Raw genomic sequence first — 20,509 nt, forward strand, 5'->3', positions numbered from 1 at the left:
GGGCGGCTCCGGAGATGGGGTGGGTTGCCGGTTTGTATCTTGTCGGATACGAATTCGGGGTGCCGACGATCCTCGTGTCAGACGTGTTCAAGCGCTGGCTGGGCAGCCTGCGGGATCAGCGGGCCAAGGCGCGCATCGCTGCGCGTATCCGGGCCGCAACCTTCGGCAATTTCGGTGATGTCGAGCCGGTCGGGGATGGCATCTTCGAGATGCGCATCCATGACGGACCGGGCTATCGCCTGTATTATGTACGAAGAGGCGAAACGATTTACCTGTTGCTCGTCGGCGGCGACAAATCGAGCCAGAGCCGCGACATCCGGAAGGCGAAGGCTATGGCCGCCGACCTCGATCGGGACCTCTCATGACCCGCTTCACACCCTTCGACGCCTCGGAATTCCTCGACAGCGAGGAAGCTATCGCCGAGTACCTCGCGGCGGCGCTGCAGGATCCCGACCCGGACCTGTTCGTCGCGGCTCTGGGCGACGTCGCCAAGGCGCGCGGCATGACCCAGATCGCCCGCGAGGCCGGTCTCGGCCGCGAGAGCCTCTACAAGGCGCTCACCCCCGGATCGAAGGTCCGCTACGAGACCGTCCGAAAGGTGATGGACGTGCTGGGCGTCAAGCTGACGGTCTCGCCGGGGGCCTGAGCGCCGCCGCGGCCCCCGGAAACCGGAACACGTGAGTGAGGTGCCGGCGCCACCACGGCGTGATCGCGACCTCCGCCACCACCGCCCCGTCATGGGCGTGGATCATCGTGCCCGCCCCCGTCGCGATGGCGCAGTGGCGCGCGGGCAGGTGGCGGCGGAAGGCGAAGAGCAGGACGTCCCCGGCTTCCGGCGCGGAGGCGGCGGGCGGGCCCGCGGCGGGCAAGCCCGCGGTGGGCGGGCCAGCGACGCGGATGAGGTGGCGTTCGGCGGCCTCCGCCAGCGGGTCGGTGCCGGCCGGCGCCGATTCCGCCCAGGAGGCCGCGTAGGGCGGGGCCGGTTCGGGCTCGGGCCCGAGCACCCCGCGCCAGACGCCCCGCACGAGGCCGAGGCAGTCGCAGCCGACCCCCTTGAGGGAGGCCTGGTGCCGATAGGGCGTGCCGAGCCAGGTCCGGGCCTCGGCAACGAAGGCGGCCGGGTCGGTCGCGCGTTCCCGCATGACGCTCTCCTCAGGTATCCGACGCGGCGCGGAACAGGCTGCCGCCGTCGAGGCCGGGGCCGGAGCCCGGGACCTGGCGCAGCACGACGTCGTTGCCCGGCAGGTGCGGGAAGCCCTGGAAGTTCACCGCATTGGCAAAGGTCCCGGCGCAGGTGGCGAGGCGCTTGTCGCAGCCCGGATCCAGCAGCAGGGCATCGCCCGGGGCGACCGCCCGCGGCGGCGCCTCCCAGAGCTCGATGGCGCCGTCCGCATGCGCCCGCACGTCGCCCGCGAGCCCCGCATTGGCGCCCCCGGTCCAGGTGAAGTGCCCGCCCGTCAGGGCCCCGTCGGGCACCGGCCGCGCGAGGTCGAGGGCGAGGAGGCCGGGGCGGGGCACCGCCCGCACCGTGGCGGCGACGCGCAGGGGCGCGAGATCGACGCGGCAGCGCCCGTCCCCGAGATCGGCCCCGCAGGTGGCGCGGTAGGTGCGGCCGCGCTCCGCGTCGAGGCTGTCCATCAGCCCGCGCAGTTCCGCCACGAAGGCGTTGCCGGCCCGGCGGATCTCCCCCAGCGTGCCGAGGTCGAGGAGGAGGCGGATCTCGGGGTTCGTCCAGTCCACGAGCCAGGTCTCGACGCTGGCCCCGTCATAGAGGCCGCCCGCGATGTCGGCCTCGGTCAGCCCGAGGGCGCTGAGCGCCCCCGCCACGTCCCCGCCCGAGACTGCGAAGCCGAGCTCCCGGCTCGCCTCGGCGGCTTCGAGGCCGGTGCGGGCGGCGTGGACGAGGTCCCCCAGGGTGAGGTCGCGGTCGTGATCGGTGAAGCCGAGGGCGAGGCCGTCCCGGCGCCGCAGCGCCCAGCAATGGCAGAGGGTCGTCGCACCCTCCGCGAGGCGGGCCGCGAGGTCCGGGGGCAGGTCGCGCATGGAGGGCTCCGGATCAGGGCAGGATGCCGGTCAGGGCAGGATTCCCGGCACGGCAGGATTCCCGTCACGGCAGGATTCCCGTCACGGCAGGATCTCGATCAGCGGCACCTTCGGGATCTCCCCCGCCGCGAAGGCTTCGAGGTTCACCGTGAGCTCGTCCGTGTCGAAGCGGACCGGCACGTCGAAGGCGAAGCCCGCCGTGATCAGGGCGCCCGGCGGCGGTGCGGCCACGAAGGTGACCAGCCCGGTGGCGGCCTCGCAGGTGAAGCGGGCGCGCGCCACCTCGACGCCCCCGACCGCGATCCGCACGCTCTCGGCCACCGGCTTGGCGATGGCGCGCCGGGCCGCTGCCATAGGTCTTGGCCAGCGCGAACACGCGCGTCGCGCCGTCGCCCGTCCCGAGGTCCTGGTCGGTCGGGCTCGGCGCGAGCCCCGGCGGGCCGGAGCGGAAATCGACCCGGTCGCGGTAGCGGAAGCCGTAGAGGCGCCCGCGCCGCTCCTCGAAGAAGCTCACGACGGCGTGGAGCGCGTCGAGGCTGCGGATGCCGAAGCCCGCATCGTAGCGGCGGCGCGAATCCGCCCAGCGGCTGTTGCGGTGCTCGCGGCCCGAGGCCAGCGTGACGATCTCGGTGAGCCGGCTCGGGCCGCCGCTGCCGCGCAGGCTGACGTCGAGCGGGAAGCGCACCTCGTGGAAATCGGCGGACATTCAGGGCTCCTGCGGATCGAGGCCTCAGAGGGCGCGCTGCCCGCGCGCCACCGCGCGGGCGAGGCTCGCGGCGACCTGCGCCTCGGAGCGGCGGAAGCCCGTGAGGTCGGGCGTCGCGATGTTGACGGTGACGGAGACCGGGCGCCCGCCGCTGCCCGCCGCCACGCCGAGGCGGCCGTCGCTGCCGCGGCGCAGGGGCAGGATCGCCTCGGGCCCGGCCTCGCCCATCAGGCCGGTGCCGCCCTGCATCGGGAAATAGGTGGGCGCGGCCACGATCCCGCCCTCCGCGAACGGCCGCACCCGGCCGTTCCCGATCACGCCGCCGCGCGCGAAGGCCGTCTCGTCGCCGAGGGCGGTGGTGCTCAGGAGGCCGTTGACGAGGCTCGTGATGCCCTGCTTCACCGGTCTCAGGGCGGCCTTGACGGCGAGCCCGGCGAGCTTGGTGCCGAGGGAGCCGAGCACGCTTTCCAGCTGGCGCCCGGCCCCGAGATTGCGCGTCAGCGCCCCCGACAGGCTCTGCCCGAACTTCTGGGCCAGGCGGTCGAGGGTATCGAGCTGCTTGATGCGCGTCGCGTTGGCGCGGTCGAGTTCGGTCTCGGGCATGGGGGGCTCCGGGTCGGGAGGGTGGTGGGAGGCGGCTGCGTCCCGACCGTCGCCGGGGGCGGCTGCTCAGCCGTCCGGGAACGCCGCGAGGAGGCGCGCGAGATCGGCCCGGCGGAGCGGGTCGCGGGGCCGGCCGGCGCCGGCGGCGCGGGCGAGTTCGCGGGGCGTCGCGGCCCAGAAGACCGGGGGCGGCCAGCGCAGGATGTGCAGGCCGAGGCTCAGCGCGTCGTCCCACGGGAAGGCGGGGATCGCTCCCGGCTCGGGGCCTCCCGTGGCCCGCGAGGGTCCGGGTCGGGATCCCCGAAGGCCGCCACCAGCACGGCGCCGAGCGCCTCCGTCACCGCCTCGAGGCCGCCCGCGAGGGGCAGCCGCGCGACGGCCGCGTCGGCGAGATCGTGCCCGCCGCCGCGCAGCGCCGCGCCGAGCAGCGCGATCAGGTCGCGGCTCGCGAGCCGGCCGCCCGCGAAGCGCTCGGCGAGGCCGACGAGGTCGCCGGCGCCGAGCGCGTCCTCCAGTTCGGCGAGCGCCCCGAGGGTGAGGCAGAGGGTGTAGCGGGTCTCCCCGAGGGCGAGGGGCACCTCGCCGCGCCTGTGGTTGGCCATGCTCAGAGCGCCGTGAAGGCGAGGGCGCCAGCGGATTCGAGGGACATGTCGAAGGTCACCTCGCCCGCATGCTCGCCGCGATATTCGAGGCTGACGATCTGGAACGGCCCCTCGATGCTGCCGAAGGCCAGCACCACCACCTGGAAGGTCTCGATCACGCCCTCGAAGAAGAGTTGGCGCAGGCGCAGATCCGAGGCCTCGTCCCGGAACACGCCCGAGCCCGAGAGGGCGGCGCGGCGGACGCCAGCGCCTGCCAGCAATTCCCGCCAGCGCCCGGCGGAATCCGCGTTGGTGACGTCGACGGCCTCGGCGTTGAGGGCGATTTGGCGCGCGCGCAGGCCAGCGACGGCGGTGAAGCCGCCGCGTCCGTCGCCGGCCTTGATGAGCAGGTCCTTGCCTTTCTGGGCGGTCATGTCGGGCTCCGGTGGCGATCAGGCGGTCTCGGTGACGGCCTGGAGGGTCAGGGTGGCGCGCGCCTCGCCGCTCAGCGGGTCGCGGGTCGCGGCGAGCGCCAGGACGCGGCAGGTCACGAGGGCGTGGCCCGTCAGCACGAGGTCGGTGCCGGTGAGAAGCGCGGCCATGCGGGCCGCCGTGTCGAGGGCGGTCCGGCTCGATCCGGGCTTCGCGAAGACCACGAGGGCGAGGGTGTGGGCCTGGCGCTCCGCCCCGTCCACGGAGGCGTCGCGGATCTCGGCATCGCCGAACATCGCGTAGACCGGGAGGGAGCCCCGCGGCGGCTCGTCGTGGAGGCGCAGGCTCCCCAGAGCCGCCACCTCGAGCCCGTCGCCGCGCAGCTGCACGCGGCCCGGCGCGAGGTCGGTGACGCCGCCATCCCGCCCCGCGAGGCCGGCGCGCAGGAGGCCCGTCACGGGGCTCAGCGGCAGCGGGAGGTCGCCCGGCGGCCAATCCGCCAGGCTGAGGCGGAAGCGGCCCGGCACCAGGATGCGGCGCGTCTCCTGCTCCAGCGCGACCCGGGCCGCCGCGATCAGGGCCGCGATCAGGCCGTCCTCGGCGCCGCCATCGTCGGGGTCGAGGCGCAGATAGGCCCGCATCTCGGCCAGCGTGACCGGCTCGACGCTCGGCGCCTCGACGCGTATCGGGGTCATGACTATCGGGGACATGCCTATTGGGGTCATGCCTATCGGGGTCATGGCGGGTCTCCGGTCTCGCCGCGGGGCAAGGAGGGGGTGTGATGGTGGCTGATCGTGGCGGCGGCCTTCGCGGGATCGCGGCGGGCCTCGTTCTCGCCCTCGGTCTCGCCGGGCCGGCGCGCGCCGTGATCGGCGGGCGCGCGGCGCCGGAGGCTTCGGGCACTAGCGTGATGGTCCTGTCCTCGGATGGCGGCGTCTGCAGCGCCGTGGTGCTCGCCCCCGACACGGTGCTGACGGCGGGCCATTGCGCCGCCGGCCGGGCCGAGCACCGGGTGCATTTTCGCGACGAGGCCGGGCAGCCGGTGCTGGTTGATCTCGCCGCCCGAACGGTGCATCCGGGCTACGACGCGGGCGCCATCGCGGGGCGGCGCCGCTCGATCGACCTCGCGCTCCTGCGCACCGCCACGCCCCTGCCGCCGCGCTTCCGCGCCGCCGCGCTCAGTCCCGCCCTGCCGCGGGCCGGCGAGAGCCTGACCCTCGCGGGCTACGGCGTGGCGCGGCCCGGCGAGGCGCGCAGCACCGGCACCTTCCGCTCCGTCGAACTGCCCGTCGTGGAGCCCTACGGCCCGAGCCGCATCCTGGTCTGGCTGAAGCCCGGGAAGGGCCCGGCCGGGGCCTGCCAGGGCGATTCCGGCGGCCCCATCGCGGGCCCGGGCGGAGCCGTCCTCGCGGTCTCGGCCTGGGTCGGGGGCGCCTGCGGGGCGATCTCGCAGGGCGTCCTGCTCGGCCCGCAGCGCGACTGGATCGACCGGACCCTCGCGGGCTGGGGCCGCGCGGCATCCTGGGAGTGAGCCCGCGCGTTTGCAGGAAGCGGCTTGGCCCGTGATGGCGCGGACGGGCCGGGCGGGCTCCGGCGTCGGCGGCCTGTTCCCGGACTCCAAGTTCCCGGACTCCAAGTTGTGGAACCAGAGCTTGGCCGGCCCATTGCCTTACGCTACGCTCGATTGGCCTTCGTCCCCGGTGTGCACCCGGTTGCGGGAGAGACTGATGTTCGCGATCCCCCTCCGCACGGCGTGCCTCGCCGTCCTCCTGGGCCTTGGCCTCGCGCCGCTGCCGGCCGCGGCGGTGATCCAGGGGCAGGTCTCGCGCGACCCGAACGGCCTGCGCGCCTCGGTGGTGCGCATCGAGAGCACGCAGGGCGAGATCTGCTCGGGCACCCTGATCGCCCCCGACCTCGTGCTGACGGCGGCCCATTGCGTGATGCACCGGGCGGGCTACAGCGTGATCGCGGTCGACCGCAGCTTCCGCCAGCACCGCATCGGCACGGTGGCGGCCTCGATGCACCCCGATTTCGTGCCCGGCACCACGCCGGAGGACCAGCCCGGCGTCGATCTCGCGCTGATCAAGCTCGCCCAGCCGATGGGGGCCGATTTCCAGCCCCTCGATCCCCGCGGCGGCGGCGGCATCGCGACGGGCGAGAGCGTCGAGATCGCGGGGTTCGGGGTCGTGGCCGAGAACCGGCGCAACACCGCCCGCACCCTGCGGGAGGCCCATCTCGTCTCGATCGGCTCGCTGCAGGTCGCCAACCGGGTCACCGTGGTGACGGACCGGCGCCGCCTCGCCGAGACCGCGGGCGCGGGCGCTTGCCTGGGGGATTCCGGCGGCCCGATCCTGCGCGGCGGCCCCGGCGGCTACCAGATCGTCGGCGTGGTGAGCTGGTCGAGCGGCGCCATGCAGCAGAGCGCCCGCCATCGCACCGCCTGCGGCGGCTTCACCGCCGTGACGCCGATCGGCGAGCATGCGAGCTGGATCAGCTCCCGCGCGGCCGAGCTCGCCCAGATGCAGGTCGGCGAAGCGCTGCCCGCCAACCGCCGCAACCGCTCGGACTGGATGGCGCGGCCGGGCCGGCGGAACTAGCGCGCCGCAGCGGGGGGCGCCGTCCGTCCCGGGGGCGAGGGATGCCGGTGGCGCTCCGCGCTCAGTAGGCCTTGGCGGGCCCGGTCACCTGAACCTCGACGTCGAAATCGCGAAAATGATCCGGTAACTCGCGGGCGGCGGACGACGATTGCACGAAGACCTTCACGGCCCAATCGTCGCCGCTCTGGTTAAGGCCGAGCCCGACGGAGCGGTCGGCGCGGCCGCTGGCATACAGGGAGGTGAAGGCGTCCTTGGCCTCCATGGCGGCTGGGCGCGACGCCAGAAGCTTGTCTCGCTGGTCACCCATGTTCGGCTCCTTCAGCCCCCGGCGTAGATGTCGATCTCGAGTGAATCTAGGACAGTGTGGATCGGATTCGCATAGGTGATGCCACGCCCGTGACGTCCCCCGGTCTTGGTGCCCGCGAACAGCAGGGCGACCGGCCTTCCGTCCCGGGTGCAGATGAGCGAGCCGCTGTCTCCCCCTTTCGAGAAGGTCTCGTGGATGCCGGCGACCGCGACCTGCTGATTGAACAGGGCATATCTGGGTCTCGGCCCGCCTATCATCTGCACCTTGACGTTGTTCACGCCAATCGCCTCGACCGTACCTTCGGTGAATCCCGTGGTCCGTCCGACCTTCTGCACCGGAACGTCGTCGAAGATGAGTTCCTCGGGCTCGCCGATCGCCCAGGCTTTCGGGCTCGTCGAGAGGACATCCATCGTGCATCCGTCGCAGGCGATGCCCTCCGACAGGAGCGCGAAGGCGCAATCGACGAGATTGGAGGCGCCGGGCGCGAAGTCGATGGGCACGTATTCGTGAAGGGTCGCGACCTGGTTCAGCGTTCCGCGCCTCGGGCCGCAATCGACGCGTCCCGGCTGCAGCACGAGATCGCCCCGCAGGCCCTTGTTGGTATGGGCCAGCACGTGATTGTTCGACAGGATGCCGACGCCGCTGCCGTCACGGCTCACGCCGAAACATCCGATCGTGCCGACCGTGACCCGGTGATGACCCACTGACGCGCCCATGCGCAGCGGCCGGCAATGACCCGTGTTCGCGGGGGCCTGCCGGCGAACCGGCCCCGTGACGATGACGCGCGCCTCGTCGCCGGCGATGCGCTTGGCGGCCTCCACCACCGGATGGTGGATCAGCCGCCGGCGCTGGATAAAGATCCCGAGTTTGAGCCCATCGGTCGGTCGATCTTGGTCCTTCGGCTTCACGATGCCGACGGCGATCAGTTCCTTTGGGTCGAATTTCCTCTTTCGCCGCGCCTGGACGATGTCATCGTGGGCTTCGGTTCCCGGCGATGCTACGAAGACCGGCTGATCTTCTTCGTCGGACAGGGACGATGCGATCTCAGAATATTTGAAGGCCTTGAGAAAAACCTCCGCCTTGGCATTCTCGGCCCCGTCTAAATTCATGATAATAAGTCCAGAAGCAAGTCAGGGCTTCGTCGTCGCGCCCATCAATTGGTTTATAATGGTGTTTGTTCCTGGAATAGAGTCTTATAGTCTGGAGGATCGGGATTTGTCCCCAAATTCCCGGCGGTGTGACGGGCGAGCCTCATCGTCGGGCGGGGCCCCCGGGGTGATCGCCCGGAGGCCCCGTCGCCTCAGGCGAGTTTCAGGAGCTTGATCGCCTCGTGGTCCTGCACGCCGCCGCCGACCCGCTTGGTGGTGTAGAACAGCACGTAGGGCTTGGCGGAATAGGGGTCGCGCAGCACCCGGAGGCCGGTCCGGTCCACCACGAGGTAGCCGCGGCGGAAGTCGCCGAAAGCCAGAGAGAGGCTGCCGGCGGCGGCGTCCGGCATCGCCTCGGCCTCGGTGACGGGGAAGCCGAGCAGCATCGCGGCCCGGTCCGCGGCGAGCGGCGGCTGCCAGAGGTAGTTGCCGTCCTGGTCCTTGAACTTGCGGATCGTGCTCTGCAGCCGCCGGTTCATCACGAAGCCGGCATTCTGGCGATAGCCGGCGCGCAGGGCGTAGACGAGGTCGTAGAGCACGTCGGCCGGGTTCTGGGCCGGAAAGGCGCCGGCCGCCCCGGTGGCGACGAACCCGATCTTGCCCGGCACCCAGGCGGCGTTCGCGACGGTGTCGTAGGTGAGGAAGCCCTTCGGGCGGCTCACCCCGTCGCCGCTGACGAAGGCGACGCCCTCCTGCTCGGAGAAGGCCGTCTCGACCTCGTCGGCGAGCCAGGCGTCGATATCCACCACGGCGTCGTCGAGGAGCGTCTGGGTCGCGGCCGGCATGGCGTAGAGCTCCATGGCCGGGAATTTCAGCTCCGAGAGGACCGGCCCGTCGGTCTGGGGGCGGGGCGCGGTCTCGGCGACCCAGCCGGCCTGCGGCGCCCCGGTCGAGACCGCCCGCTTGTACTGGCCCCCCGAGATGGTGCGCTGGCCCGCGATGGCGCGGATCGGCGAGAGCAGGCTCAGGCGGCGCAGCACCTCGCGCTCGATCGTCGGCGGCACGAGGTAGCCGCCATCGGGGCCGGAACCCGCCGAGAGGGCCTTCGCCTCCAGCCGCTTCAGACCGGCGCTCTCGCCGGCCCGGACATAGAGGTCGAAGGCGGCCTTGTGCTCGGCGCCGATCCCGTCGCGGCGGGGCTCGGGGCCGCCGAGCGGCGGGCGGGCCCGGTCGAGGCTGAGGCGGTCGAGGCGGGTGCGCGCGGTGTCGAGCGCGGCGTCGATGCGGGCGAGCTTCTCCTCGGTGAGGACATCGCCCGAGAGGCGCCCCTCGAGCGCGGCCATGCGGGTGTCGTTCGTCTCCTTGAAGGCCTCGAAGGCGGTGGCGAGCTCGGCGAGCGCCGCCTTGGCCTCCCCCGGGGCCTCGCGCCCGGTGCCGGCCTTGTTCTCCAGGGCGGCGAGGGCGGATTTCGTCTCGATGGGGCTGTGCAGGGTCATGAAAACCTCGGGGCTGGGGCGGAATCAGGCCCGCGCGGCCGGCCGCAGCCGGATCGCGGGGCGGTGGGCGGGCAAGGGCGCAGGGAAGGGCGCCGGGAGAGGGGCGAAGGGCGCTGCCCGGCGCGGCGCGAGGCGCCGGGCGACGGAGCGGATCTCGGCGGCGAGCGGGCCGGCGCCGGCGGGCGGGTCGGCCCGGGCGCCGGGCTGGAGCGGGAAGGTGACGAGGGAAATCTCCCAGAGGTCGATTGCCAGGAGCTGCCGGTAGCCCGCCCGGTCCGGCGCGGCGCTCTGGGTCCGGAAGCCGATCGAGAGCCCGTCGAGGCCGCCCTCGCGCATCAGCGCGTCGACCTCGCGGGCCCGCTGCACCGCGAGGTTCAGGCATCCCTCGACGAAGAGCCCGCGCGCATCCTCGCGCAGCGCGAGCCAGCGCCCGATCGGCTCGGCCGGGTCGTGCTGCCAGAGGAGGCGCACGCCCCCGGGCCCGCGCCGCGCCAGGCTCTCGGCGAAGGCGCCCCGCGCCACCACGTCGCGCCCGAGATCGGGCACGCCGAACAGGCTGGCATAGCCGGTGAAATGGCCATCCATCGAACAATCCACTCCAGGGGGTTTTTCAGGAGGGCCGGTACCCGGCCCGATGGCCGCGGGCGGCGCCCGCAATCAGGCCTCCGCGCCCGGCCCGTAGCCCACCGCCGCGCGCTTCTCGGCCCGGCTCAGGAAATCCGCCCCCTCCACCCGGCGCCAGAGGGATTCGCGCTCGGGCGCCAGCGCCTCGATGGCGTCGAGGTCGGGTTCGAGGCTCGCCGGCCCGAAGGCGGGTTCGAGCCAGTGGGCGATGGAATCGGCGGTGCGGCGCACCAGGGGGATCACGGTCTGCCGGTAGAAGGCGCGGTTCGCCTCGGCGTAATTGGCGTGGGTGTTGTCGCCGGCGAGGCCGAGCAGCAGGGGCGGCACCCCGAAGGCGAGGGCGATCTCGCGGGCGGAAGCGGCCTTGGCCTCGACGAAATCCATGTCCTTCGGCGAGAGCGCGAGGGGCTTCCAGTCGAGCCCGCCTTCGAGGAGGAGGGGGCGCCCGGCATTGCCGGCCCCCTGGTAATTCGCCTCGAGCTCGCCCTTCAGCCGGCTGAACTGCGCCTCGCTCAGGGAGGCGCCCGCGGCGTTGGCGAAGACGAGGGCGCCCGAGGGGCGGGCGGCGTTGTCGAGGAGCGCCTTGTTCCAGGCGCCGGCCGCGTTGTGGATGTCGAGGGCCACCGCCGCCGCCTCCAGGGGCGGGAGCCCGGAATGGTCGTCGGTGGGGTGGAACAGGCTCAGATGCAGGATCGGCGGCACGCCCTCGCGGGTCTGGTCGAAGCGCAGGCTGCGATCGCCGACATTGTATTCGTAGGCGGCGGGCCAGCCGTCGGGGCCCGGCACCACCCGCATCCGGTCGGGGCGCAGGCCGTAGAGTTCGCGCGGCTGCCCGTCGAGGCTCACCGCCTCCAGATAGGCGTTGCCGGAGACCATCAGGTGCCCGTAGAGCGCCTCCATCAGCCGCATTCCGCCCTCGCGGGGGTTCGGGCGGGCCAGCAGTGCCGCGAGCGGCCGGGCGGCCTCGGCGGTGGGGCCGGTCAGGAACAGCGGCAGGGAGGCGGCGGCCTCGGCGACGAGGCGCACGCAGCGATGCACCACGGCGTTGCGCTGGAACCCCTCGCGGGCGAGCGCCGTCCCGTCCCGCGCCGTCCACACCGCCCGGCCATCGCCGGTGAACACGAAGGCCGGCCCCGCAAGCGGCGCCGCCTTGACGCGCGGCGCGTAGCCCGCCGCCCGCGCCAGCCGGGTGATGAGGTTCGGCATGGGGTGACCTTTCGCGAGTGAAGACGATGGCGCCTCTCCCGGCCGCGGGCGGCCCCGCGCCGGATCCCTAGAGCCGGCGGATCCGCGGCTCGGCGCCAGGGCGCAGCAGCAGGTGCGTCACAGCCCAGACCAGGGCGTCGAGGCGGTCCGGCGAGGCGCCGGAGGAGAGGCCCTCGGGCCCGAAATCGCACATCTCGTCCTCCAGCTCCGGCAGGGGCCCGACATGGTGGACGCGGCCCTGCGCGTAGAGCACCGAGACCGGCTCGGCGCGCAGGTACTTGCCCCGGGTCGCCCGCACCGGCGTGACCGGCACGCCGGCATCGATCTCGGCCAGCACCGCGCTCGCCATCTCGCCGCCCTGGTTCACCTCGACCACGAGGCTGTCGGCCTGGAGCCGGTGGTAGAGGGCGAGCGCCGCCGAGGCCCAGGCCTGCGGGACGGCGCGCCTCAGGGTCGCGTCGGCCAGGACGTAGGCGTGGCTCCCGTCGCTGCCCACCGCCACGATCCCGCAGGCATCCGCCCGCGGCCCCGAACTCGCCGGGGGATCGATCGCCACGACGATCCTGCCGAGATCCGGCGCCCGGTCGCGGCGCCCGGCCTCGAGGCCCGCGCGGGTCCAGAGGGCGTCGGCCCGGTCCTCGATCAGCTCGCCGTCGAGCTCCTGGCGCCCGAGCCGGGTGCCGGCGTAGCGGCCTACCACCGCCTCCAGGAAGGCGGGGGCGAGGTTTCCCGCGTTGTCGGCGGTGCGGGCCCGGCTCACCACCACCGCGGGGTCGGCGAGGAGGCGCCGGATCAGCGGAATCGGCCGCGGCGTCGTGGTCACGAGGTTGCGCGGATGGCGCCCGAGGCGCAGCCCGAATTGCAGCATGTCGTAGGTGGCCTCCGGGGTGCGCCACTTGGCGACCTCGTCCGACCAGGCCGCCCCGAACTGGGGGCCGCGCAGGGAATCGGGCTCCTCCGCCGAGAAGGCCAGCGCGAGGGCGCCGTTCGCCCACTCGACCCGGCGCCGGGAGGGGGACCAGCGCGGGGCTGAGCCCCGCCGCGGCAGTCCGAGGAGGCCGGACGGCCCCTCGATCATCACGTCGCGCACATCCGCGTAGGTCTCGCCCACGAGGGCGATCCGCCCCACCGGCTCGGCCGTGAAGGCGGGATCGCCCTGCGCCAGGGCGCTGACCCACTCGGCCCCGGTCCGGGTCTTGCCGCAGCCGCGCCCCCCGATCACCGCCCAGGTGGTCCAGTCCGCTTGCGGGCAGGGCGGCAGCTGGTCGGCCCGGGCGAGGTGGAGCCAATCATGGGCGAGCGAGGCCAGGAGCGGGGCCGGCAGGCTCGCCAGGAAGGCCGGCATCCGGCCGCTCGCCTGCGAACGCCGCATAGCGCCGCGCGATCTCCGCGCGCAGGGCGGGCAGATCGCCGGCAGCGGGGCCGCCTGGCGCGGATTCGTGCGCATCGCCATGGCCGCCTCCCGCAACATCGCCCGGCAGGAGGCCGCGCCCCTCGGCCAATTCCAGCTCGTCGAGCAGGCGCTTCAGCCCGCCGAGGTCGCGCAGGACCTTGGCCGAATCCGCCAATCCGGGGCTCTGGCCCTGGAGCGCCGCGTCGAGGCCGGCATCGAAGAGCGCGATCTGCCGGGCGACGTGGCCGCGCAGGGCCGCCCGCAGGCTCGGCCCATCCCGGGTGCGGCCGGGATCGGCGGGCGCGGGCGGCAACCCGGCCTTGCGGCGGCGCGGGGGAAGCCCGCAGGCCTTGAACAGGGAGCGCCCGCCGGACCGCGTCCCCCCGAGCGCCGCGGCCAGGTCGGCGAGGTCGATCGCGGGGTTGTGGTAGAGCCGGGCGAGAGCCGCCCGCCGCGTCTCCGGCCAGAGGGCCGGGTCGGCGGAGCGGGGCTTCGCGTAGATGGGCGGGCGCCAGCCGGCGCGGCGGTTCCAGCTGCTCACGGTGTTGGCCGGCACGCCGGTCTCGGCCGCGATCGACGCCATGGTGCGGTCGGTCCCGCACATCAGCCGCGCCACGGCCTCTTGGCGTTCCGGAGGATGGCCCGCCAGCGCCATGACCGCCTCCGCCGCCCGTCTCGTCACACTTCTGGAGCGTGGGTCATTGATAGCGAAGGAGCGTCGCGCTGTCAACCATAAAAACCTATGATCAGCTTTTATTCTGATGTTTCGCCGACCGTTCGTGCCCGGCGCCAGGGGGCCGAAGCGGTGGCCCGGGCAGGGGCCGCGCCGGCCCGCTCCCCTTCGCGAGCCGGCCGGGTGCGCCGCGCCGTGCCCTCAGGCGGAGGGCTCGGCGAGGCGGTTTCGGTGGCGGGCCACGAGTTCGCGGACCGTCGGCGTCAGGGACGAGCGGACGGGCCAGGAATCGAGGGCGCCGGCGAGGTCCGCCGCCGCCTGGGACTGGGCGCTGAGCCCGTCGAAGCCGGCCAGGTAATCCCAGATGGCCCGGTCCGCCGCCTCGAGCCCGACCGGGTCGTCGGCCGCGATCAGGGCGTCGAGAGTCTGCAAGATGGTGTCGAGGGATGTCATGCGGCCGATATGGGGCGGGACGTCCGGGCCTTCCATGGGCGCGCCGCGTCGCGGACCGGACCCGCACGCATCGTCCGCAGGTCGTAACGATGGCGAAAGATACAACCTTGGATTTTTCCCGGGATCCCGGTTTTCGCTGCGCCGCGGCACTCTCATGAGCGGGTGCGGACGGCCCGCCGGAACGGCGTCCCACGCGGCACGTTGACCGGCGCCTGCATTGCGCACATCAGCCAGGGTCAAAGGGCGAATCGGGAGCACCATGGCAGCGGACACACCATCGACCGGGACGACGCCGGGCCGCTTCGAGGTCGGAGATGCCTTCCGGCGCTTCGCCGATTTCGTCCCGCTGATGATGTGGCGTGCCGATCAGAGCGGTCAGGTGGTCCATCACAACGAGTGCTGGCTCGCCTTCACCGGCCGCACCGCCGATGAGGAGATCGGCGAGGGCTGGCGACGGGGCCTGCACCCGGATGATTTCGAGCGCCACGCCGCCCTGGTCGCCGACGCCTACGCGAGCCGCGCGCCCTTCGTGGTCGAGTTCCGCCTGCGTCGCCACGACGGCTCCTATCGCTGGCTCCTCGAGACCGGGCGCCCCCTCGAGGACGAGGGCGCGTTCCAGGGCTATCTCGGATCCTGCTTCGACATCACCGACCGCAAGCACGCCGAGGAGAATATCGAGAAGGCCCTGGTCGAGAAGGAGACCCTGCTCGCCGAGGTCTATCACCGGGTCCGCAACAACCTCCAGGTGATGGTGAGCCTGATCGGCCTCTACGGCCGGGCCGCCCCCGAGCTCTGCCGGGGCAGCTTCGAGGCTTTGGGCCAGCGGGTGCGGGCGATCGCCCTGGTGCAGCAGCACCTGCACGAGGCGCCCCACATCGCCTCGATCGACCTGCGCGACTACCTCCACCGCCTCGCCTCGGGCCTCGGCCAGCTGCGCCGGGCCGGCCGCATCGGCGTCACGGTGGGCGGGCGCGGCACCAGCTTCGTCGAGCCGCGCACCGCCAACGCCCTCGGCATGATCGTGGCCGAGATCGTGGCCGAATGCCTCGACGCCACCGCCGAGAGCGTGGCCTGCACCATCGCGATCGACATCGACGCGACGGCGGGCGGGCCGGTGCGCCTCAGCATCGTGTCGGGCGCGGGCGACGCGCCCGAATCGGGGCGCCCCAACGTGCCCAAGCTCGGGCCGCGTCTCATCGCCGCCTATGCGGCCCAGGCCGAGATCGCGGTGCGGGGCACGGCCACCCATGCCGACCCGCTCGAACTGCAATTGCCCGAGACCCGGGGCGCCGCCGAAGGCTGAGCCGAGCCCGGGCACGCGCGCCGATTCGCATCGCGGCCCGCGCGCCCCTATATCCTGTCCCGACACTCCTTCGATCCTCACCGGCTGCCGATGCTCCCTCCGATCGCGACCATCATCGAGAACTTCGAACTGATCGAGGACTGGGAAGAGCGCTACAGCTACGTGATGGAGCTCGGCCGCGCGATGGCGCCCCTGCCCGCCGACCGGCACAGCGAGGAGAACCGGGTGCATGGCTGCGAGAGCCAGGTCTGGCTCGATTCGCGCTTCGAGACCGGCGGCGAGCGGCCGCGGGTCCGCTTCCTCGGCGACAGCGATTCCAGCATCACCCGCGGCCTCGTGGCGATCATGATCGCGATCTATGACGGGAAGGCCCCGGACGAGATCGTGGCGACCAACGGCCTCGACGTCTTCAAGCAGCTCGATTTCGGCAACCACATCAGCTCCAAGCGGGCGGGCGGCCTGCGCGCCATGAACGAGCGCATCCAGCGCGAGGCGCTGAGGCTCGCCGCCCCGGCGCAGTAGGGGCGGGCGCACCCGCCGCCGGCTTCCGCGCGGCCTCAGGCCCGCACCCGCCACAGCCGCGTGCGGGCGCGCTCCGGCCCCACCGCCTCGCGTTCCAGGCCGTAATGCTCGGCGAGGCGCCCCAGGGCGATGCGGGCCACGACCTTGGCGGAGCGGGCCGGCCAGCGCCGCTCCAGCTCGATCCGCTCCAGCCCCTTGAGGTGGCCGCAGAGGTCGAGGAGCAGGCTCGACAGGTCGCTGCCGACGGCATCGAGGGCGGCGCGCACCCGCTGGCGGGCGGACAGGATCGCGTCCGAGGCCGAGGCCGGATCGCGCGGGCCCGACCCGTCGACCCGCGGCGCCCCCCAATCCGTGCCCATCCGGGGCAGCATCATGGCGCTCGTCATGTCCCGCCGCAGCCGCTCGCCGGCCTCGTAGGCGGCGGCGTCGAGGAGCGGCGCGCCGTCGCGGCCCCGCCGCCGCGCCATCCAGGCGAGCGGGCTCTCGGCGGCGTCGCGCAGGCGCCCCGGGGCGCCGGGCTCCTCCGCATCCGGCACGAGGTCGAGATGCTGGGCCAGGAACGCCGCCTCCGGGCCGAACGCGCGCGCGCCGCAGCCGGGCCTGCCCGGCGGCGCTGAGGGTGAGCCGGCCCCGCGGGCCCGGCTCGCGCAGGGCGAGGTCGGCCGCCACCAGGCTGTCGCCGCAGGAGGCCGGGAAGCGGCCGCCGCCGACCGAGACCCCGCCGCCGCCGCTGCGCAGCAGCAGGGTGTCGCCCTCGATCGGGTCCGGAAAGGCGTAGGCGCCCGAGGCGGCGAGGGCCGCGAGCAGGCGCAGGGCCTCGCGGGGCAAGGTCTCGCGGGGCAAAGTGGTCTCGGCAACCGAGGCGGGGAGGCGGGAACCGGATCTGGACTGTTTGTTCATGATTTGTTCCGCAACGCAGACGCAACGGAGGTTGCGCCACGGAACCTGAGGTACCGGAAATCTATCCTAGATCAAGACTTGACGCCGTTTCCCCAGTGGAGCGTCACGCTGCTGCGGGTTGCGTCGGCGGGTGCTTCAGCACCTCGGAGATCTCCTCCTCCGACTTGCCCCGGACCGCGTAGCCCATGCGCTCCAGCCGGGCGATCAGCGGCGCGCTCTCCACGGCCGACCGCGCCGCCCACTCGGCCAGGATCGCGTTGGTCTCGGCGAGGCCCTGCGTCGGCTCCTGAGGTTGGTTCTCCTGGGACTCGTTCTCCTGGCGTTGCTTCATGGCGGCCTCCGGATCAGCCGGGTTGCCCGCTCCGAGCCGCGGCCCAAAGCGGAGCGGTCACCTCCAGAGCATAATGAGGCAGGGCGCGGCCCGTTCCCCGGCGCAATGCGGCCCGGAGCCCGCCTTGCGGAGGCGCCCCGGGGCGATGCCGTTAGTCGGGATCAGGCGGCTTCGTCGTAATCGCCGCTGCGGGTCTGGCCGAGACCGATCGCCTTGGCGAGGTCCGAGCGCGCCTTGGCGTAGTTCGGGGCGACCATCGGGTAATCCGGCGGCAGGCCCCACTTGGCCCGGTACTGCTCGGGGCTGAGATCGTACTTGGCGCGCAGGTGGCGCTTCAGCGACTTGAAGGTGCGCCCATCCTCGAGGCAGATGATGTGGTCGGCCGTCACCGACTTCTTCACCGGCACCGCGGGCTGCTGCGGGGCGGCCGCGGCCTTGGCCTCCGATTGCCCGCTGGCGATCTGCACGAGGGCCGCGTGGATGCGGCCGATCAGCTGCGCGAGCTCAGACGGGGGGACGGGATTGTTGCTGACATAGGCCGAGACAATGTCAGCCGCGAGTTCGATGTAATCGACCGCTTGGTCCGTATCGTTCATGATTGGAAAGATTCCCTTGGCGCGGCGCAGGCATCGCGTTCCGAGCGTCAGGTACGGATCGTACCGCGGTCACTCTTTGTCCAGCGGACAGCCCCTGTAGCTTCCGCCTGCCTACCCGCAAGTGATATTCGAAGGGTGATGGCCCCTCCCACCACGACATCTCTCTAGGATATTCAGAATGCGCTCGCAAGACAGACCGGCTATGCATGGATACGTGAATTCAACTTTTCTGCACAATATTTCAATTTGACAAAAATGGACGGGCCACGCTTGCGGCCTGATTTGTCCAGTAGAGGCACTCTTAGGTTGTGCCGCCGGGTCGCGCCCTGTCCGCGCCAGGAGGGCCGGCGCGCGGATCTCTCCCGGGCGGGGATCGTCCGCGAAACCTCGGCGATCCGGCCGGGTGCCTTGCTCATTGGCCGCCCGCACGGCACATGCAGCCGACGGCGGCCCCGCGCCGCCCCCCGCTTCTCGAATGGAATCCGGCGATGGCGTCTGACCGCTCCACCTTGACCGCTCGAACCGACGCGCCGGTCGCCGAGGCCCGTCCCCACAGCTACACGGTGCACGGCCGCACGCTCACCGACGATTACGCCTGGCTCAAGGCGGAGAATTGGCGCGACGTCCTGAAGGATCCCGCCGCGCTCCCGGCCGACATCCTGGCCCATCTCGAGGCCGAGAACGCCTACGCGGAGGCGGCCCTCGCGGAGGTCTCGGCGCTGCGCACGCGCCTCGTCGCCGAGATGCGCGGACGCATCCGCGAGGACGAGAGCGGCGTGCCCGAGCCCGACGGGCCCTTCGCGTATTACACGCGCCACCGCGAGGGCGGGCAGCATCCCCTGATCTGCCGGCGCCCCCGCAACCTGATGGTGCTCACGGGCCGCGACACCGAGACCATCGCGGAGGAGGGGGCGGAGGCCGGGGAGACGATCCTCCTCGACGGCGACCAGGAAGGCGAGGGCCGGCCCTTCTTCGAGCTCGCCGCGGCGGTCCATTCCGACGACCATGCCCGGCTCGCCTGGAGCGCGGACACCAAGGGCTCGGAGCTCTACGCGATCTGGGTCCGCGACCTCGCGACGGGCCAGGATCTCGACGATCTCGTCGAGGCGACGTCGGGCGAGGCGGTCTGGAGCGCCGACGCCTCGGCCTTCTACTACGTGGCGGTCGATGCCAATCACCGGCCGGCCCGCGTCATGCGCCACCTGCTCGGCACGCCCCAGGACGCGGACACGACGATCTACGAGGAGGGCGATTCCGGCTTCTTCGTGCATCTCGGCACCACCCAGTCGAAGACCTTCCTGACCATCACGGCGAGCGACCACGAGACCTCGGAGGTCTTCCTCCTCGACCGCACGGCGCCGCGCGCGGAGCTCCAGGTGGTCGAGCCGCGCACGCCGCTGCTGATCTACTCGGTCGAGCATTGGGGCGAGCACCTGTTCATCCTGACGAACGCGGACGGGGCCGAGGATTTCAAGATCGTCACCACGCGGCGCGACGCGCCGGGCCGCGCGCATTGGCGCGACCTGATCCCGCATCGCGCCGGCGTGATGATCCGCCACCAGCACGTCATTGGCGGGCACCTGGTTCGGCTCGAGATCGAGAATGCCCGGCCGCGCATCATCGTCCGCGACATGCAGGGCGAGGAGCACGCGGTGGCCTTCGCGGAGGAGGCCTATTCCCTCGGTCTCCAGCCCGGCCACGAGTTCGAGACGGCGCTGATCCGCTTCACCTACTCGTCGATGACGACGCCGGCCGAGACCTACGATTACGATTGCGTCACCCGCGCCCGGCAGCTGCGCAAGCGCCAGAGCGTGCCGAGCGGGCACGATCCGGCGGCCTACGTCACCCGGCGCCTGTTCGCGACCGCCCCCGACGGCGAGAGCGTGCCGATCTCGCTCCTGCACCGGCGCGACCTGCCGCTGGACGGCTCGGCCCCGCTCCTCCTCTACGGCTACGGGTCCTACGGCACCCTGATGCCGGCCGCCTTCCGGACGAACCTGCTCTCCCTCGTCGATCGCGGCTTCGTCTACGCCATCGCGCATGTCCGCGGCGGCACCGAGAAGGGCTGGCGCTGGTATCTCGACGGCAAGCGCGAGAAGAAGCCCAACACCTTCACGGATTTCGTCGCCTGCGCGCGCGCCCTGATCGACGCGGGCTACACCGGCGAGGGGCGCATCGTGGCCCATGGCGGCAGCGCCGGCGGCATGCTGATGGGGGCGGTCGCCAACCTCGCGCCGGAGCTCTTCGCCGGCATCATCGCGGACGTGCCCTTCGTCGACGTGCTCAACACCATGCTGGACGGCGAGCTGCCCCTGACCCCGCCCGAATGGCCCGAATGGGGCAATCCCGGCGAGAGCCCGCAGGCCTTCGAGACCATCCTGTCCTACTCGCCCTACGACAACGTGGCGGCCAAGGCCTACCCGCCGATCCTGGCGCTCGGCGGCCTCACCGACCCACGGGTGACCTATTGGGAGCCGGCCAAGTGGGTGGCGAAGCTGCGCGCCACCATGACGGGGGGCGGCCCGATCCTGATGCGGATCAACATGGAGGCGGGCCATGGCGGCGCCGCCGGGCGCTTCGACCGCCTGGAGGAAGTCGGGCTGATCTACGCCTTCGCGCTGCTGGCGGTCGGCCGAACGTCGAACAGCTGAGCGT

The 20,509-nt window shown here is 72.7% G+C and carries 24 protein-coding genes and 2 pseudogenes; 7 read left to right on the forward strand and 19 right to left on the reverse strand.

The genetic code is table 11. The annotated features are described in order from the left end of the window. Positions 1-59: 59 nt before the first annotated feature. Complete coding sequence (locus F6X53_RS20975) at positions 60-365, forward strand: type II toxin-antitoxin system RelE/ParE family toxin (protein ID WP_210386400.1); 306 nt, start codon at positions 60-62, stop codon at positions 363-365. Next, a complete protein-coding gene (locus F6X53_RS20980) occupies positions 362-646 on the forward strand; it encodes an addiction module antidote protein (RefSeq protein WP_151002241.1) in 285 nt (94 codons plus the stop codon). Before F6X53_RS20975 ends, F6X53_RS20980 begins: the two co-directional genes overlap by 4 nt. On the opposite strand, the gene F6X53_RS20985 is transcribed toward F6X53_RS20980, so the two are convergent. The 8 genes and pseudogenes from F6X53_RS20985 to F6X53_RS21020 form a co-directional block, all read right to left on the reverse strand. Further along, on the reverse strand, positions 618-1,142 hold the full coding sequence (locus tag F6X53_RS20985) for an NlpC/P60 family protein (RefSeq protein WP_151002243.1): 525 nt from the start codon (positions 1,140-1,142) through the stop codon (positions 618-620). The two genes, F6X53_RS20980 and F6X53_RS20985, sit on opposite strands and share 29 nt — an antisense overlap. Positions 1,143-1,152: 10 nt before the next feature. Further along, the gene (locus F6X53_RS20990) at positions 1,153-2,043 is read right to left on the reverse strand and encodes a DUF2163 domain-containing protein (RefSeq protein ID WP_151002245.1); all 891 of its coding nucleotides are present in this window, start codon (positions 2,041-2,043) and stop codon (positions 1,153-1,155) included. 81 nt (positions 2,044-2,124) lie between these two features. Then, positions 2,125-2,749, reverse strand: a pseudogene (locus F6X53_RS20995) (phage distal tail protein, Rcc01695 family). Positions 2,750-2,773: 24 nt separating this feature from the next. Further along, positions 2,774-3,352, reverse strand: a complete 579-nt coding sequence (locus F6X53_RS21000; RefSeq protein WP_151002247.1) for a phage tail tape measure protein — start codon at positions 3,350-3,352, stop codon at positions 2,774-2,776. A gap of 66 nt (positions 3,353-3,418) precedes the next feature. Continuing rightward, positions 3,419-3,601: a phage tail assembly chaperone gene (locus F6X53_RS21005; RefSeq protein ID WP_151002360.1), complete on the reverse strand. Its 183-nt coding sequence runs from the start codon at positions 3,599-3,601 to the stop codon at positions 3,419-3,421. Beyond that, entirely contained in the window at positions 3,571-3,954 is a 384-nt protein-coding gene (locus F6X53_RS21010; RefSeq protein ID WP_151002248.1) for a gene transfer agent family protein, read from the reverse strand. Before F6X53_RS21010 ends, F6X53_RS21005 begins: the two co-directional genes overlap by 31 nt. Positions 3,955-3,956: 2 nt before the next feature. Further along, a complete protein-coding gene (locus tag F6X53_RS21015; RefSeq protein WP_151002250.1) occupies positions 3,957-4,367 on the reverse strand; it encodes a phage major tail protein, TP901-1 family in 411 nt (136 codons plus the stop codon). A gap of 18 nt (positions 4,368-4,385) precedes the next feature. Then, complete coding sequence (locus F6X53_RS21020; RefSeq protein WP_151002252.1) at positions 4,386-5,060, reverse strand: head-tail connector protein; 675 nt, start codon at positions 5,058-5,060, stop codon at positions 4,386-4,388. 86 nt (positions 5,061-5,146) lie between these two features. Between F6X53_RS21020 and F6X53_RS21025 the strand changes: the two genes are divergently transcribed. Both F6X53_RS21025 and F6X53_RS21030 read left to right on the forward strand, forming a co-directional pair. After that, a complete protein-coding gene (locus F6X53_RS21025; RefSeq protein WP_151002254.1) occupies positions 5,147-5,896 on the forward strand; it encodes a S1 family peptidase in 750 nt (249 codons plus the stop codon). 196 nt (positions 5,897-6,092) lie between these two features. Next, positions 6,093-6,962 (forward strand): S1 family peptidase, encoded by an 870-nt coding sequence (locus tag F6X53_RS21030; protein ID WP_151002256.1) that lies wholly within the window; start codon positions 6,093-6,095, stop codon positions 6,960-6,962. A 61-nt stretch (positions 6,963-7,023) separates the two neighbouring features. Here F6X53_RS21030 and F6X53_RS21035 read toward each other — a convergent pair whose 3' ends face one another. The 8 genes from F6X53_RS21035 to F6X53_RS21070 all read right to left on the reverse strand — a co-directional run bounded on the left by F6X53_RS21035 (position 7,024) and on the right by F6X53_RS21070 (position 14,238). Continuing rightward, positions 7,024-7,269 (reverse strand): hypothetical protein, encoded by a 246-nt coding sequence (locus F6X53_RS21035; protein ID WP_151002259.1) that lies wholly within the window; start codon positions 7,267-7,269, stop codon positions 7,024-7,026. 11 nt (positions 7,270-7,280) lie between these two features. Next, positions 7,281-8,378 carry a hypothetical protein gene (locus F6X53_RS21040; RefSeq protein WP_151002261.1) on the reverse strand — a complete coding sequence of 366 codons (1,098 nt, stop codon included), beginning with the start codon at positions 8,376-8,378 and terminating at the stop codon, positions 7,281-7,283. A 191-nt stretch (positions 8,379-8,569) separates the two neighbouring features. Then, a complete protein-coding gene (locus F6X53_RS21045) occupies positions 8,570-9,853 on the reverse strand; it encodes a phage major capsid protein (RefSeq protein ID WP_151002263.1) in 1,284 nt (427 codons plus the stop codon). A 24-nt stretch (positions 9,854-9,877) separates the two neighbouring features. Further along, positions 9,878-10,438 (reverse strand): HK97 family phage prohead protease, encoded by a 561-nt coding sequence (locus F6X53_RS21050; RefSeq protein ID WP_151002265.1) that lies wholly within the window; start codon positions 10,436-10,438, stop codon positions 9,878-9,880. A 72-nt stretch (positions 10,439-10,510) separates the two neighbouring features. Next, entirely contained in the window at positions 10,511-11,683 is a 1,173-nt protein-coding gene (locus F6X53_RS21055; RefSeq protein ID WP_151002267.1) for a phage portal protein, read from the reverse strand. Positions 11,684-11,750: 67 nt separating this feature from the next. After that, positions 11,751-13,028 carry a DNA-packaging protein gene (locus tag F6X53_RS21060; RefSeq protein WP_151002269.1) on the reverse strand — a complete coding sequence of 426 codons (1,278 nt, stop codon included), beginning with the start codon at positions 13,026-13,028 and terminating at the stop codon, positions 11,751-11,753. After that, a complete protein-coding gene (locus F6X53_RS33260) occupies positions 12,973-13,731 on the reverse strand; it encodes an RNA polymerase sigma factor sigma-70 region 4 domain-containing protein (RefSeq protein WP_238296062.1) in 759 nt (252 codons plus the stop codon). Before F6X53_RS33260 ends, F6X53_RS21060 begins: the two co-directional genes overlap by 56 nt. Before the next feature lie 219 nt (positions 13,732-13,950). Then, entirely contained in the window at positions 13,951-14,238 is a 288-nt protein-coding gene (locus F6X53_RS21070; RefSeq protein ID WP_151002271.1) for a hypothetical protein, read from the reverse strand. A 223-nt stretch (positions 14,239-14,461) separates the two neighbouring features. Between F6X53_RS21070 and F6X53_RS21075 the strand changes: the two genes are divergently transcribed. Both F6X53_RS21075 and F6X53_RS21080 read left to right on the forward strand, forming a co-directional pair. Next, positions 14,462-15,505 (forward strand): sensor histidine kinase, encoded by a 1,044-nt coding sequence (locus tag F6X53_RS21075; RefSeq protein WP_151002274.1) that lies wholly within the window; start codon positions 14,462-14,464, stop codon positions 15,503-15,505. A gap of 90 nt (positions 15,506-15,595) precedes the next feature. Continuing rightward, complete coding sequence (locus F6X53_RS21080; protein WP_151002276.1) at positions 15,596-16,027, forward strand: SufE family protein; 432 nt, start codon at positions 15,596-15,598, stop codon at positions 16,025-16,027. 35 nt (positions 16,028-16,062) lie between these two features. Here F6X53_RS21080 and F6X53_RS21085 read toward each other — a convergent pair. The 3 genes and pseudogenes from F6X53_RS21085 to F6X53_RS21095 form a co-directional block, all read right to left on the reverse strand. Continuing rightward, positions 16,063-16,927 (reverse strand): annotated as a pseudogene (locus tag F6X53_RS21085) (DUF6456 domain-containing protein). 103 nt (positions 16,928-17,030) lie between these two features. Next, positions 17,031-17,258 carry a hypothetical protein gene (locus F6X53_RS21090; RefSeq protein ID WP_151002278.1) on the reverse strand — a complete coding sequence of 76 codons (228 nt, stop codon included), beginning with the start codon at positions 17,256-17,258 and terminating at the stop codon, positions 17,031-17,033. Between the two features lie 161 nt (positions 17,259-17,419). After that, on the reverse strand, positions 17,420-17,854 hold the full coding sequence (locus F6X53_RS21095) for a Ros/MucR family transcriptional regulator (RefSeq protein ID WP_151002280.1): 435 nt from the start codon (positions 17,852-17,854) through the stop codon (positions 17,420-17,422). 488 nt (positions 17,855-18,342) lie between these two features. On the opposite strand from F6X53_RS21095, the gene F6X53_RS21100 reads away from it, so the two are divergent. Further along, positions 18,343-20,505 (forward strand): S9 family peptidase, encoded by a 2,163-nt coding sequence (locus F6X53_RS21100; protein WP_151002282.1) that lies wholly within the window; start codon positions 18,343-18,345, stop codon positions 20,503-20,505. The last annotated feature ends 4 nt before the right edge of the window (positions 20,506-20,509 follow it).

Source organism: Methylobacterium soli, from assembly GCF_008806385.1.
In the GTDB taxonomy this organism is placed as follows: Bacteria; Pseudomonadota; Alphaproteobacteria; order Rhizobiales; family Beijerinckiaceae; genus Methylobacterium; species Methylobacterium soli.

What these genes read in the sequence shown, in the direction of transcription:
- F6X53_RS20980 (WP_151002241.1), top strand. Translation starts at nt 362, where the DNA reads ATGACCCGCTTCACACCCTTCGACGCCTCGGAATTCCTCGACAGCGAG.
- F6X53_RS20985 (WP_151002243.1), bottom strand. Translation starts at nt 1,142, where the DNA reads ATGCGGGAACGCGCGACCGACCCGGCCGCCTTCGTTGCCGAGGCCCGG.
- F6X53_RS20990 (WP_151002245.1), bottom strand. Translation starts at nt 2,043, where the DNA reads ATGCGCGACCTGCCCCCGGACCTCGCGGCCCGCCTCGCGGAGGGTGCG.
- F6X53_RS21000 (WP_151002247.1), bottom strand. Translation starts at nt 3,352, where the DNA reads ATGCCCGAGACCGAACTCGACCGCGCCAACGCGACGCGCATCAAGCAG.
- F6X53_RS21010 (WP_151002248.1), bottom strand. Translation starts at nt 3,954, where the DNA reads ATGGCCAACCACAGGCGCGGCGAGGTGCCCCTCGCCCTCGGGGAGACC.
- F6X53_RS21015 (WP_151002250.1), bottom strand. Translation starts at nt 4,367, where the DNA reads ATGACCGCCCAGAAAGGCAAGGACCTGCTCATCAAGGCCGGCGACGGA.
- F6X53_RS21020 (WP_151002252.1), bottom strand. Translation starts at nt 5,060, where the DNA reads ATGACCCCGATACGCGTCGAGGCGCCGAGCGTCGAGCCGGTCACGCTG.
- F6X53_RS21025 (WP_151002254.1), top strand. Translation starts at nt 5,147, where the DNA reads ATGGTGGCTGATCGTGGCGGCGGCCTTCGCGGGATCGCGGCGGGCCTC.
- F6X53_RS21030 (WP_151002256.1), top strand. Translation starts at nt 6,093, where the DNA reads ATGTTCGCGATCCCCCTCCGCACGGCGTGCCTCGCCGTCCTCCTGGGC.
- F6X53_RS21035 (WP_151002259.1), bottom strand. Translation starts at nt 7,269, where the DNA reads ATGGGTGACCAGCGAGACAAGCTTCTGGCGTCGCGCCCAGCCGCCATG.
- F6X53_RS21040 (WP_151002261.1), bottom strand. Translation starts at nt 8,378, where the DNA reads ATGAATTTAGACGGGGCCGAGAATGCCAAGGCGGAGGTTTTTCTCAAG.
- F6X53_RS21045 (WP_151002263.1), bottom strand. Translation starts at nt 9,853, where the DNA reads ATGACCCTGCACAGCCCCATCGAGACGAAATCCGCCCTCGCCGCCCTG.
- F6X53_RS21050 (WP_151002265.1), bottom strand. Translation starts at nt 10,438, where the DNA reads ATGGATGGCCATTTCACCGGCTATGCCAGCCTGTTCGGCGTGCCCGAT.
- F6X53_RS21055 (WP_151002267.1), bottom strand. Translation starts at nt 11,683, where the DNA reads ATGCCGAACCTCATCACCCGGCTGGCGCGGGCGGCGGGCTACGCGCCG.
- F6X53_RS21060 (WP_151002269.1), bottom strand. Translation starts at nt 13,028, where the DNA reads ATGCCGGCCTTCCTGGCGAGCCTGCCGGCCCCGCTCCTGGCCTCGCTC.
- F6X53_RS33260 (WP_238296062.1), bottom strand. Translation starts at nt 13,731, where the DNA reads ATGGCGCTGGCGGGCCATCCTCCGGAACGCCAAGAGGCCGTGGCGCGG.
- F6X53_RS21070 (WP_151002271.1), bottom strand. Translation starts at nt 14,238, where the DNA reads ATGGAAGGCCCGGACGTCCCGCCCCATATCGGCCGCATGACATCCCTC.
- F6X53_RS21075 (WP_151002274.1), top strand. Translation starts at nt 14,462, where the DNA reads ATGGCAGCGGACACACCATCGACCGGGACGACGCCGGGCCGCTTCGAG.
- F6X53_RS21080 (WP_151002276.1), top strand. Translation starts at nt 15,596, where the DNA reads ATGCTCCCTCCGATCGCGACCATCATCGAGAACTTCGAACTGATCGAG.
- F6X53_RS21090 (WP_151002278.1), bottom strand. Translation starts at nt 17,258, where the DNA reads ATGAAGCAACGCCAGGAGAACGAGTCCCAGGAGAACCAACCTCAGGAG.
- F6X53_RS21095 (WP_151002280.1), bottom strand. Translation starts at nt 17,854, where the DNA reads ATGAACGATACGGACCAAGCGGTCGATTACATCGAACTCGCGGCTGAC.
- F6X53_RS21100 (WP_151002282.1), top strand. Translation starts at nt 18,343, where the DNA reads ATGGCGTCTGACCGCTCCACCTTGACCGCTCGAACCGACGCGCCGGTC.